This window comes from Azospirillum cavernae (genome assembly GCF_003590795.1).
Lineage (GTDB): Bacteria > Pseudomonadota > Alphaproteobacteria > Azospirillales > Azospirillaceae > Azospirillum > Azospirillum cavernae.
Map to the genome: position 1 here is coordinate 844,627 of NZ_QYUL01000002.1, position 12,435 is coordinate 857,061.

Annotated in this window: 11 protein-coding genes; 10 read left to right on the forward strand and 1 reads right to left on the reverse strand. The window is 65.7% G+C overall.

What is annotated here, in order from left to right; translation table 11 throughout:
* The first annotated feature begins 17 nt into the window (after nucleotides 1-17).
* From ybeY to trmB, 6 genes are all read left to right on the forward strand, one after another.
* Nucleotides 18-542, forward strand: coding sequence for an rRNA maturation RNase YbeY (gene ybeY / locus D3877_RS15245; RefSeq protein WP_119832475.1), 525 nt, complete (start codon nucleotides 18-20; stop codon nucleotides 540-542).
* Nucleotides 539-1,471 carry a hemolysin family protein gene (locus D3877_RS15250; RefSeq protein ID WP_119831597.1) on the forward strand — a complete coding sequence of 311 codons (933 nt, stop codon included), beginning with the start codon at nucleotides 539-541 and terminating at the stop codon, nucleotides 1,469-1,471. The genes ybeY and D3877_RS15250 overlap by 4 nt, the downstream gene beginning before the upstream one ends.
* A gap of 127 nt (nucleotides 1,472-1,598) precedes the next feature.
* Complete coding sequence (gene lnt, locus D3877_RS15255; protein WP_238474903.1) at nucleotides 1,599-3,224, forward strand: apolipoprotein N-acyltransferase; 1,626 nt, start codon at nucleotides 1,599-1,601, stop codon at nucleotides 3,222-3,224.
* Between the two features lie 79 nt (nucleotides 3,225-3,303).
* Nucleotides 3,304-3,798: a helix-turn-helix domain-containing protein gene (locus D3877_RS15260; RefSeq protein WP_119831599.1), complete on the forward strand. Its 495-nt coding sequence runs from the start codon at nucleotides 3,304-3,306 to the stop codon at nucleotides 3,796-3,798.
* Nucleotides 3,799-4,035: 237 nt separating this feature from the next.
* The gene (gene metK, locus D3877_RS15265; protein ID WP_119831600.1) at nucleotides 4,036-5,205 is read left to right on the forward strand and encodes a methionine adenosyltransferase; all 1,170 of its coding nucleotides are present in this window, start codon (nucleotides 4,036-4,038) and stop codon (nucleotides 5,203-5,205) included.
* A 102-nt stretch (nucleotides 5,206-5,307) separates the two neighbouring features.
* Entirely contained in the window at nucleotides 5,308-6,069 is a 762-nt protein-coding gene (gene trmB, locus D3877_RS15270; RefSeq protein WP_119831601.1) for a tRNA (guanine(46)-N(7))-methyltransferase TrmB, read from the forward strand.
* On the opposite strand, the gene D3877_RS15275 is transcribed toward trmB, so the two are convergent.
* On the reverse strand, nucleotides 6,066-6,383 hold the full coding sequence (locus D3877_RS15275) for an antibiotic biosynthesis monooxygenase family protein (protein ID WP_119831602.1): 318 nt from the start codon (nucleotides 6,381-6,383) through the stop codon (nucleotides 6,066-6,068). The two genes, trmB and D3877_RS15275, sit on opposite strands and share 4 nt — an antisense overlap.
* Nucleotides 6,384-6,644: 261 nt before the next feature.
* On the opposite strand from D3877_RS15275, the gene rimP reads away from it, so the two are divergent.
* From rimP to infB, 4 genes are all read left to right on the forward strand, one after another.
* Nucleotides 6,645-7,136 (forward strand): ribosome maturation factor RimP, encoded by a 492-nt coding sequence (rimP, locus tag D3877_RS15280; RefSeq protein ID WP_119831603.1) that lies wholly within the window; start codon nucleotides 6,645-6,647, stop codon nucleotides 7,134-7,136.
* A gap of 53 nt (nucleotides 7,137-7,189) precedes the next feature.
* Complete coding sequence (gene nusA / locus D3877_RS15285) at nucleotides 7,190-8,722, forward strand: transcription termination factor NusA (RefSeq protein ID WP_119831604.1); 1,533 nt, start codon at nucleotides 7,190-7,192, stop codon at nucleotides 8,720-8,722.
* A 62-nt stretch (nucleotides 8,723-8,784) separates the two neighbouring features.
* A complete protein-coding gene (locus tag D3877_RS15290) occupies nucleotides 8,785-9,516 on the forward strand; it encodes an RNA-binding protein (protein WP_119831605.1) in 732 nt (243 codons plus the stop codon).
* A gap of 21 nt (nucleotides 9,517-9,537) precedes the next feature.
* Complete coding sequence (gene infB / locus D3877_RS15295) at nucleotides 9,538-12,390, forward strand: translation initiation factor IF-2 (protein WP_119831606.1); 2,853 nt, start codon at nucleotides 9,538-9,540, stop codon at nucleotides 12,388-12,390.
* The last annotated feature ends 45 nt before the right edge of the window (nucleotides 12,391-12,435 follow it).

The following is a 12,435-nucleotide window of genomic DNA, read 5'->3' on the forward strand; positions in this document are numbered from 1 at the left end:
CCGAGGCTGAGAACGGCATGGACACTCCTGACACGGCTGCCCCTGAGCTTGAGGTGTGCGTTTCACGTGAAGCGGGCGCCTGGCCGGACGGCGCCGAGGCGCTGGCCGAACGCGTCGCCTACGCCACGCTGGCCGCCAGCTACCCGCCCGACGACGGCCCCGCCGAATTGTCGGTGGTGCTGGCCGACGACGCGCTGGTCCAGCAGCTGAACCGCGACTATCGCGGCAAGGACAAGCCGACCAACGTGCTGTCCTTCGCCCTGACCGAAGCCGAAGAGCCGGAGCTGGAGGAGGGCGCGCCCGTCCTGCTGGGCGACGTCATTCTGGCCTATGAGACGGTTCAGCGCGAAGCCGCCGAGCAAAACAAAAACCCAGACGATCATTTGACCCATCTTGTCGTGCATGGTGTTTTGCATCTTCTGGGGTACGATCACGAAACGGACGACGAGGCCGAAGAGATGGAGGCGCTGGAAACCCGGTTGCTCGCCACCCTTGGCATCGCCGACCCCTACGCCGTCAACCATGAACCGCCGGACCAATGAGCGAAATTTCCGACAGTCGCACGCCCCGTGACGACGGGGCCGAAGACCATCATTCCCTGGGCCATCTGTTCAAGGGATGGCTCCGCACGGTCATGGGGGGGCGCGGCGATTCCTCGCTGCGCGCCACCATTGAGGAATTGATCGACGATTCCGACAGCGCGGAAGAATCCGTGGGGGCGGGCGAACGCGCGCTGCTCACCAACATTTTGAAGCTGCGCGGGCGCACGGTCGCCGACGTCATGGTGCCGCGCGCCGACATCGTCGCGCTCGACATTGAGACGCCCTTTCCCGCGCTGATTCAGAAGATCGCCGAAGAAGGCCATTCGCGGCTGCCGGTGTTCCGCGAGACGCTCGACGACGTGATCGGCGTCATCCACATCAAGGATGTGCTGACGATCATGGCGCGCCAAGCGCTGGGCGAAGGCGCCGACGCCGATTTGCAAAGCATCGTCCGCGAGGTGAAGATCGTCGCCCCGTCGATGCGGGTGCTCGACCTGCTGGTCGAGATGCGGCAGAGCCGCAGTCATCTGGCTCTGGTGGTGGACGAGTTTGGCGGCATCGACGGGCTTGTCACCATCGAGGATCTGGTCGAGGAAATCGTCGGCGAGATCGAGGACGAGCATGACGAGGCCGCCGCCCCCCGGCTGGACGAACGGCCCGACGGCAGCCTGATCGTCGACGCCCGCCTGCCCATCGAGGATTTCGAGGAGCGCGTCGGCCCGGTTCTGACCGACGAGGAGCGCGAGGACATCGACACGCTGGGCGGCTTGGTCGTCTCGCTGGCGGGCCGCGTGCCAGCCCGGGGCGAATTGCTGACCCATCCGTCGGGTCTGGAGTTCGAGATCATCGACGCGGATTCCCGGCGTCTGAAGCGGTTGCGCGTGCGCAACGCCCCGGCGAACATGTCGGCGCTGGCTGAAACCGCCTGACGATCCCGTTTTTGTCACACCCCCGCGCCGTCCATCCCGACCAGGATTTGACGGAGCGGGGTTGTGTTTGTCATGAGCGGCGCCATTTATGGACCGCATCGCATCCGCCGTTCCCGGAGTTCTTGTTGTGACCGTCCTTGATACGGCGCCCAATCCGTCGTGGCTGGGCCGCGCGCGCGCGTTCCTGCTGTCCTTGAGCGGATGGCGGCGCTGGGCGATGGCCGCCGCGCTGGGTGGGCTGGCGACCTTCGCTTTGCCCCCGGCCTACGCGCTGCCCGTTCTGTTGATCGCCTTTCCCGGCTTGATCTGGCTGCTGGACGGGGCGACGTCCGGTCGCCGGGCCTTCGCGGTCGGCTGGTTCTTTGGCTTTGGCCATCACCTGTTGGGGCTGTATTGGATCAGCGCGGCGCTGTTCACCGACATCGACCAATTCTGGTGGGCCTTGCCCTTTTCGGCGGTTGGGCTGCCGGTGCTGCTGGGGCTGTTCACCGGGACGGCGGGCTGGCTGTTTCACGTCTTGCGCGCGCGCGGCTGCGGCGGTGGGCTGGCCGGGCCGCTGCTGTTCGCCGGGTGCTGGGCGCTGCTGGAATGGCTGCGCGGCCATGTGTTCACCGGCTTTCCATGGAACCTAATCGGCTATGGCTGGGTTGACGTCTTGCCGGTTCTGCAAAGCGTGTCGCTGGTCGGAATTTACGGGCTGTCGCTGCTGACGGTGTTGGCGGCGTCCCTGCCCGCCGCGCTGGCCGATCCGACGGTAAGACCGACGCGGGCCTGGGCGGCGTTCGCCGCCGGGTTGGCGCTGTTCGTCGCGCTGGGCGGTTGGGGAAGCTGGCGGTTGGCCACGGCGTCCGACGCGGTGGTTCCGGGCGTGCGGCTGCGGCTGGTCCAGGCGGCCATCGACCAGAAGCTGAAATGGGCCAATGGCCAACGTGAAAAGAATGTTCAGGAGAATCTCGATCTTTCCGCCCTGCCCGCGTCCGAGCCGATCACCCACATCATCTGGCCGGAAACCACGGTTCCCTTCTTCATCGAGCGCGACGCCCGGATCCGGCAGGTGTTGGGATCGGTGACGCCGTCCGGCGGCTTGCTCATCACCGGGGCGCCGCGTTCGGAAACCGGCGCGGACGGGCAATGGCGCTATTACAACAGCTTGATCGCGGTGGACGGCAGCGGCGCCGTGGCGGGAAGCTACGACAAGGCCCATCTGGTGCCGTTTGGCGAATACATGCCGCTGCGGCGTTGGATGCCGGTCGGCGCCATCGCGGGCAACGGCGCCGAATTCTCGCCCGGTCCCGGCCCGAAGACGCTGCGCTTGGCCGGGTTGCCGCCCGTCAGCCCGCTGATCTGTTACGAGGGGATCTTCCCCGGCGCCGTCACCGACCCGACCGACCGGCCGCAATGGCTGCTGAATCTCACCAACGACGCTTGGTACGGCCACACCGCCGGTCCTCATCAGCATTTCGCCATCAATCAGGTGCGCGCCGTGGAAGAGGGTTTGCCGCTGGTTCGCGTCGCCAATACGGGTATTTCCGGGCTGGTGGACGCCTATGGCCGTGTGAGACAGTCACTCGGGTTGGGGGAACGCGGGATCATCGATACCACGTTGCCGAAAGCGCCGGACGGAACCACTCTTTATAGCCGTGCTGGGGATTGTCTCTTCGGCTTCGGGCTTGCCGCGTGTTTTCTTGTTTCCGCTTTCGCCCGACGCGATCCACGAGGCGCAGATCTGAGCAAATTTTCTCCTTTGACATAAGGGAAAGGGAGCGGTGGGCTTGACTGCATACGTGGATATGCCATATCAAAGTTGCACAACTGTTACAGGGATTAGCCAGATGCAAGCAGCAACAGGGGCGCCACGCGGGCGCCGTGCGGGTGCGGGTCGTCCGAAGACCGGAAAGCCGAACCCGATCGACGTTCATGTCGGATCGCGCGTCCGGTTGCGCCGGACTCTGCTGGGCATGAGCCAGGAAAAGCTGGGCGAGGCCATTGGCCTGACCTTCCAGCAGGTGCAGAAGTACGAACGCGGCGCCAACCGCATCGGCGCGTCGCGTCTGTTCGACCTCAGCCGCGTGCTGGATGTGCCGGTGTCTTTCTTCTTCGACGACATGCCGGCCGAAGCGGCTGCGGCGCGCATCGACGATGACGAGGACGCGGCGGGCGGCGAAGAGCGGGCGACCGGCGGTTACGAACCCGATCCGATGGCCAAGCGTGAAACGCTGGAGCTGGTGCGCGCCTATTACAAGATCAACGATCCGTCGGTGCGCAAGCGCCTGTTCGAGTTGACCAAGGCCGTCGCCAACGCCGCCGTCGCCGAAGCGGCGGAATAACGTCGGATCATGCCGATCATCGAAGGGGAATGCGATTTTTAGCCGCATTCCCCATTCGATGATGAAAAACAGCGTTCGCCGTCATTATTGACGACGTAAGTATGTTGATCGGGGAGATTGCTTGACCCCGGGGAAAATCCTTGTCAAATACGAAATTGGGTCGGTGTCCTGCGGGCGCTGTACCGATCTGTCGTATCGACTTGTGAAATAGCGCGCCGCCAAAAGCCGAGGTTCCCCGTGGCTAAGCTGAACTACGTCTTCACCAGCGAATCCGTGTCGGAAGGTCATCCCGACAAGGTCTGCGACCGCATTTCCGACGCCATCGTCGATCTCTATCTGTCGCACGACCCGCAGGCCCGCGTCGCCGTTGAGACTCTCGCCACCACCAACCAGGTCGTTCTGGCCGGTGAAGTCCGTGGGCCGGACAGCATCAAGGCCGACCATCTGGTCGAAGTCGCCCGCGCGGCGGTGAAGGACATCGGTTACGAGCAGGACGGTTTCCATTGGGAAAAGATGGACGTCAAGTGTCTGGTCCATTCCCAGTCCGCCGACATCGCCGTCGGCGTTGACGCCGCTGGCAACAAGGACGAAGGCGCCGGCGACCAGGGGATCATGTTCGGTTACGCCTGCCGCGAAACCCCGGCGCTGATGCCCGCGCCGATCTATTACTCCCACGCCATTCTCAAATCCTTGGCCGAGGCCCGTCATTCGGGCGCGGCCCCGCAGCTCGGTCCCGACGCCAAGAGCCAGGTGACGCTGCGTTACGTCGACGGCAAGCCGGTCGGCGCCACCGCCATCGTGCTCTCGACCCAGCACGCCGAAGGGCTGGATCAAGAGGCCGTGCGCGAGATCGTTCGCCCGCACATCCTCAACTGCCTGCCGGACGGTTGGATGTGCGACGAGGCGAGCCTGTACGTCAACCCGACCGGCCGCTTCGTCATCGGCGGCCCGGACGGCGACGCCGGTCTGACTGGCCGCAAGATCATCGTCGACACCTACGGCGGCGCCGCCCCGCACGGCGGCGGCGCTTTCTCGGGCAAGGATCCGACGAAGGTTGACCGTTCCGCCGCCTACGCCGCCCGCTACCTCGCCAAGAACGTCGTCGCGGCGGAATTGGCGGAGAAGTGCACGATCCAGGTCTCCTACGCCATCGGCGTGTCGAAGCCGTTGTCGGTCTATGTCGACACCCACGGCACCGGCGTGGTGGACGAGGATCGCCTGTCGCAGGTGTTGCAGCAGCTTGTCGATCTCAGCCCGCGCGGCATCCGCACGCATCTGGGTCTGAACAAGCCGATCTACGCCCGCACCTCCGCTTACGGTCATTTCGGGCGCAGCCCGGACGCCGATGGCGGCTTCTCGTGGGAAAAGACCGATCTGGTTGGCGATCTGCGCAGCGCGCTGCTCTAACGCGCGTCGCCCGTCATCGGATGTGACGAAACAGCAGGGGCCGTTCGCGGCCCCTGCCGTGTTTTTGAAGCCTGGATTTTTTGAAAAGCGTTCCGCCCCGCCATGACCGACTCGACCCTTTCCACCGACGCCGCCGCCGATTCCGAGACTGAGACCACGTCCGGCGATGTGAAAAACCGCGTGTATGGGCGCCGCAAGGGGCGGCCCCTGCACAAGCGCAAGACCAGCCTGTTGACCAGTTTGTTGCCGACGCTGGAAATCCCCACGCCCGCGCCCGGCGACCGACTCGATCCCCATGCTGTGTTCGGCGCGCCGGTCGAGGATGTCTGGCTGGAGGTGGGCTTTGGCGGCGGGCATCATCTGGCCCAGGTCGCGACCGACAACCCGACGGTTGGCGTGATTGGGGCGGAACCCTTCATCAACGGCGTGGCCAGCCTGCTGGCTCTGGTCGAGGATGCCGGGCTGGACAAACGGGTGCGGATTCTGCCTGACGACGCCCGTCCGCTCATCAACGCCCTGCCCGACGCATCGGTCGGTCGCGCCTTTGTTTTGTTCGCGGATCCCTGGCCGAAGACCCGCCATCACAGCCGCCGCTTCATCGGGCCGGAAAATCTCGCCCGCCTGTCGCGCGTGCTGAAGGACGGGGCCGAACTGCGCGTCGCCAGCGACGACATGGGGCTGGTCCGCTGGAGTCTGGAGCATCTGGTCAAGCACCCGGATTTCACCTGGACGGCGCGGGTCCCGTCGGACTGGCGCGTCCGCCCGTCCGATTGGCCGCCCACCCGTTACGAGGAAAAGGCCATCGAAGCCGGGCGCAAGCCGGTCTTCCTGCGCTTCGTCCGCAACCCGCGCGACTCCGCTTAAGTTTGGATCGGACTGGGCGCCGTCACCACTGGCTCGGCGAAATGCTCGACCAGCGGGAACGGGTCATAAAAATGGTGCAAAAGCGCCTTCCACCGCGCGTAACGGTCGGAGCCGCGAAAGCCCTCCGTGTGGTCCTCCAGCCGCTCCCACTGGACAAGCAGAAGGTAACGGTTGGCGACCTCCAGACAAGGCCGCAGCTCCAGACCACGAAAACCGGGCGTGGCGGCGATCAAGGGGCGGGCGTCCGACATCGCCCGTTCGAAATCCTGCTCCTGTCCTGGTCGGACCATCAACAAAGCCGCTTCCAAAATCATCGTCGCGCTCCCGCAAAATCATGACCCGACCCCAGCCTTGCTTGCCGCGCGGGACAAGGCGAGGGAAAAAGCTTGCGGGATCGAACGGAATGACTATAGTCAGCCTTCATGAACCCATACGGATCGGCGGCCCGGGAAACTGGACCGGCGAGACGCTTTGCGGGTGGGCCTTGGCCCACTTATTTTTTTATCAGCGTGCGGCGACGCACGGGTGAAACCTGGATCGGTTCAATCCCGGTCACAGGCTGTAGGTTGGTGGATATGGACGCATCAGGTCGCATCGAACAGATCATCACGCCGTCGGTCGAGGCCATGGGCTACGAGATCGTGCGTGTTCAGATTTCGGGCGGCCAGCGGTCGATCCTTCAGATCATGGCGGAACGCGCCGATGGCGCGGCCATGACGGTCGAAGATTGCGCCGACATCAGCCGTTCCGTGTCCGCCCTGCTGGATGTCGAAGATCCGATCCGCGAAGCCTACACGTTGGAAGTCAGCTCACCCGGCATCGACCGGCCATTGACCCGTTTGAAAGATTTCGCCCGGTTCGCCGGTTTCGAGGCCAAGCTGGACACCCGTCTGGCCTCAAGCGACGGACGCAAGCGCTTCCGAGGCATATTGAAGGGCGTCGAAGACGACCTCGTGTGCATCGACACCGAACAGGGAGCCGCCCGGCTGGAGTTCGACAACATCCTGCGCGCGAAGCTGGTTTTGACGGACGAATTGATCCGCGCCAGCCAAGAGCAGCAGGGTTGATCCCTCTGCCGCCTCACCCCTAAGACCACACGCCGACCCAGGAAGTGTAACGGATGGAACTGCTGCAAGTCGCTGACGCCGTCGCTCGCGAAAAGAACATCGACCGGGATGAAGTCCTGGAGGCGATGGAGCAGGCGATTCAGAAGGCCGGTCGGTCCAAATATGGCCACGAGCACGACATCCGCGCGCGCATCGACCGCAAGAGCGGCGACATCCATCTGACCCGCCATCTCGAGGTCGTCGAGGCGGTGGAGAATGAGGCGACGCAGATCACGCTCGCCTACGCCCAGCGTCGCAAGGCGGGCGCCAAGGTTGGCGACTTCCTGGTCGATCCGCTGCCGCCCATCGATTTTGGCCGCATCGCCGCGCAGACCGCCAAGCAGGTCATCGTGCAGAAGGTGCGCGACGCGGAACGCAAGCGCCAGTTCAACGAGTACAAGGACCGCAACGGCGAGATCGTCAACGGTCTGGTCAAGCGCGTCGAATACGGCAACGTCACCGTCGATCTGGGTCGCGCCGAAGCGATCCTGCGCCGCGACGAACTGCTGCCGCGCGAGCATTTCAAGAACGGCGACCGTGTGCGCGCCTACATCTACGACGTGCGCGAAGAGCCGCGCGGTCCGCAGATCTTCCTGTCGCGCACCCATCCGATGTTCATGGCGAAGCTGTTCGCCCAGGAAGTGCCGGAGATCTACGACAACATCATCGAGATCAAGGCGGTCGCCCGCGATCCCGGTTCGCGCGCCAAGATCGCCGTTCTCAGCCACGACAGCTCGATCGATCCGGTCGGCGCCTGCGTCGGCATGCGCGGCAGCCGCGTTCAGGCGGTGGTCGGCGAGCTTCAGGGCGAGAAGATCGACATCATTCCGTGGGCGAGCGAGGCGGCGACCTTCGTCGTCAACGCGCTGGCTCCGGCGGAAGTCGTCAAGGTCGTGCTGGACGATGAGAATCGCCGCATCGAGGTGGTGGTGTCGGATGACCAGCTTTCGCTGGCCATCGGTCGCCGTGGCCAGAATGTGCGTTTGGCCTCGATGCTGACCGGCTGGGACATCGACATTCTGACCGAGCAGGAAGAATCGGACCGTCGTTCCGACGAGATCCAGAACCGCTCGGGCGTCTTCATGCAGGCGTTGGACGTTGACGACGTCATCGCCCATCTGCTGGTCGCCGAAGGCTTCTCCTCGGTCGAGGAAATCGCCTATGTCGAGACCGACGAGCTGGCGGAAATCCAAGGCTTCGACGAGTCGGTCGCCGACGAGCTGAAGCAGCGCGCGCTGGCCTTCCTGGATGAGCAAGACAGCCAGGCGAACGAGCGCCGTTTGGAGCTGGGCGTCGAAGACGTCGTGGCCGAACTGACGGGCTGCACCGCCGCGCAACTGGTCAAGCTGGGTGAGAACGGCGTGAAGACGCTGGACGATCTGGCCGATCTGGCGGGCGACGAGCTGGTCGAGATTCTCGGCAAGGACGGCCCCTCGGAAGAGGAAGCCAACGAGATCATCATGGCGGCGCGCGCTCACTGGTTTGAGGGCGAAGGCGCGGCGGCTGGCGGCGACGCTGGCGAGCAGGGTCAGGGCGCGTCGGCCTGATTGGCTGGATGCGACGGACAGGCGTTGAGTTTTGAGGACCGCGAAAGGCGGATGACGAGCGGATGACCGAGCGGGAAGACCCACAGGCGCCGAACGCCACCGACGACGCGGCCCTGGAGGTGGTGGACCACCAACCGGCGGACGACGAGAAGGGGCCTTTGCGCCGCTGCATCGCGTCGGGAACGGTTGGGCCGAAGGATGGGATGATCCGTTTCGTGATCGCCCCCGACGGCGAGGTGGTTCCCGACCTGGAGGAATCGTTGCCCGGTCGTGGCCTGTGGGTCACGGCGGATCGGGCGGCTCTGGCGAAGGCCATGGGGAAGTCCGTCTTCGCCAAGGCCGCGCGTCGAGCGGTGAAGGTGCCGCCGGATCTGGCCGAAAGGCTGGAACGGCTGCTGGAACGGCGTTGCTTGAACGGTTTGGGCCTGGCCCGCCGGGCGGGCCACGTTCTGGCCGGGTATGAGAAGGTGCGTGAGGCGTTGAAGGTCAACCAGGTTGGTCGCGCGGGTCCCCCGCCGGCTCTTCTGGTCGAGGCCGTCGACGGCTCGCTCGACCAACGCGGCAAGGTGACGGCGCTCGCGCCGACGCTTCCCGTGATCGATCTCTTCGAGTCGGCCGCTCTGGCCGCCGCGTTGGGACGCGAACACGCGGTGCACGCGGTGGTGGCGCGCGGCAGGCTGGCCAAGGGGCTGGCGCGCGATGCGGCCCGCCTTAAGGGGCTTAGGGGGCAGGTGCCCCCGGTGTGTGATAAGGGCTTGGGAGTCGGCGATGGCGCCGACCGGCCTGCGATGTAACGTCTGACCATTCGGGAACCGATGACCGACAGCAACGACCAGGACCAGAAGAAAGTCTTGCACCTCTCCGGCTCCGGCAAAGGGAAGCTGGAGTCGAAGAAGCCGGTCGAGACCCAGGTCCGGCAGAGCTTCTCCCATGGCCGGTCTAAAGCGGTGACCGTGGAGGTCAAGCGCAAGCGTCACGTAGAAAAGGGCGCGGTCCCCGGCATCGCCGATGGCGGCGCCGCCGCTCGTCAGGCCGCTCAGGGCTTGCCCATCCGTGGCGCGGCCGGTCAACGACCGCGTGGCGGCGCCCCCACGGGCGGCCGCAAACTGACCAGCGAGGAGTTGGAATCCCGCATGCGCGCCCTGCGTGGCGCCGTGCAGGAGGAAGAGCAGCGCCGCATCGACGCCGAGGACGAAGCCGTCCGCGCCGAAGTGGCCGCCGCCGAAGCCGTTGAAGCGGCCGCCGCCGCCGAAGCCGCTCCGCCGCCCGCTCCTCCCGTCGAAGAAATTGCCCCGGTCATTCGGGACGCCGAAACCCTCCGCCAGCGCGAGCTGGAAGAGATGCGGGCGATCCAGGAAGACGAGCGCAAGGTCGCCGAGGAGGCCGAGCGCCGCCGCAAGGAAGAAGAAACCCGCCGCAAGGAAGCCGAAGAGGCCAAACGCCGCGAGGCCGAACCGGCCCCGCGCCGCGAAGCCGCTGGCGGTCGTGATGGTCGTGACGGCGGTGGCCGTGATGGCGGCGCGGGCGCTCGCCCCGCCGGTGTCGGTCCGTCCCGTTCGGGCGGCGACGCTCGTCCCGGTTCGTCCGCCGCTCCGGCCCGTCCCGGCGGCGCCGACAACGCCCGTCCCGCGCCCGGCGCGTCCGCCGTTCCGGTTCGCGCCGAGGAAGAGGACGACAACCGCCGCAAGGGTGGCCGCAGTGGTCCTGGTGGTCCGGCGAAGGCCGCGCCCGCCCGCCCCGCCGCGAAGGCTCCGGTCGGCGGCGACCGCCGCAAGGGGTCGAAGATGACCGTGTCGCAGGCGCTCAGCGACGATGGCAGCGACCGCACCCGGTCGCTGGCCGCCGTCCGCCGCGCCCGTGAACGCGAGCGTCTGCGTCTGATGAGCCGCCAGGAGACGGCGAAGGTGACGCGCGACGTCGTGTTGCCGGAAGTCATCACCGTGCAGGAACTCGCCAACCGTATGGCCGAGCGTGGCGCCGACGTCATCAAGGCGCTGATGCGCATGGGCGTCATGGCCACGATCAACCAGCCGATCGACGCGGACACCGCCGAACTGCTCATCACCGAATTCGGCCACCGTGTGCGCCGCGTGTCGGAATCGGACGTCGAAATCGGTCTGCGCGCCGACGAGGAGGCCGATGCCGTTCTGGTGTCGCGTCCCCCGGTCGTCACGATCATGGGTCACGTCGACCACGGCAAGACCTCGTTGCTCGACGCGCTGCGTCAGACCGACGTGGTGTCGGGCGAGGCCGGCGGCATCACCCAGCACATCGGCGCCTATCAGGTGACGTTGGAGTCGGGCGCCAAGATCACCTTCATCGACACCCCCGGTCACGCCGCCTTCACCGAGATGCGCGCCCGTGGCGCCAACGTCACGGACGTGGTGGTGCTGGTGGTGGCCGCGAACGACGGCGTCATGCCGCAGACCATCGAAGCCATCCGTCACGCCAAGGCGGCCAAGGTTCCGATCATCGTCGCCATCAACAAGTGCGATCTGCCCGACGCCAAGCCGGAACGGGTCCGTCAGGAGCTGCTCCAGCATGAGCTGGTGGTGGAAGAGATGGGCGGCGACGTGCTCGACGTCGAGGTCTCGGCCAAGGCCAAGCGGAACCTGAACAAGCTGGAAGAGGCGATCCTTCTTCAGGCTGAAATTCTGGAACTGCGCGCCAACGCCAACCGCAGCGCCGAAGGCGTCGTCATCGAGGCGAAGCTGGAGCGTGGCCGTGGTTCGGTCGCCACCGTGCTGGTTCAGCGCGGCACGCTGAAGGTCGGCGACGTGTTCGTGACCGGCGCCGAATGGGGCCGCGTCCGCGCCCTCATCAACGACCGTGGCCAGAACGTCGCCGAGGCCGGCCCCGCCGTCCCGGTCGAGGTGCTGGGCCTGAACGGCACGCCGATGGCGGGCGACGACTTCTCGGTCGTCGAAACCGAAGCCCGCGCCCGTGAAATCGCCGAATTCCGTCAGCGCAAGAAGCGTGACGCGGCGGTGGCGGCGACGGCGCGCGGCTCGTTGCAGGACATGTTCAGCCGCATCCAGGCGGGTGAAGCCAAGGAACTGCCGGTCGTCATCAAGGGCGACGTGCAGGGGTCGATCGAAGCCATCGCCAGCTCGCTGGAGAAGCTCACGGCCGAAAACACCGAGGTCAAGGTCCGCGTTCTGCACAACTCGGTCGGCGCGATCAACGAATCCGACATCACGCTCGCCAACGCGTCGAACGCGATGATCATCGGCTTCAACGTCCGCGCCAATCCGCAGGCCCGTGACATGGCCAAGCGGGATGGGGTGGAAATCCGCTACTACTCGATCATCTACAACGTGATCGACGATGTGAAGGCGGCGCTGACCGGCCTGTTGTCGCCGACGCTGCGGGAACGCTTCATCGGTTACGCGACGATCCGCGAGGTCTTCAACATCACCAAGGTCGGCAAGGTCGCCGGTTGTATGGTCACGCAAGGCACCGTCAAGCGCGGCGCCGGTGTCCGACTGCTGCGCGACAACGTCGTCATCCACGAAGGCACGCTCAAGACGCTCAAGCGTTTCAAGGACGAAGTCAAAGACGTCCGCGAGGGTTACGAGTGCGGCATGGCCTTCGAGAATTACGACAACATCTTGCCGGGCGATCAGATCGAAGCCTTCGAGATCGAGGAAATCGCCCGCGAGCTGTAAAGCCAAGCGGGTTTGGATCGCCCGCCCGCCCCTGGTTGTCTCAAC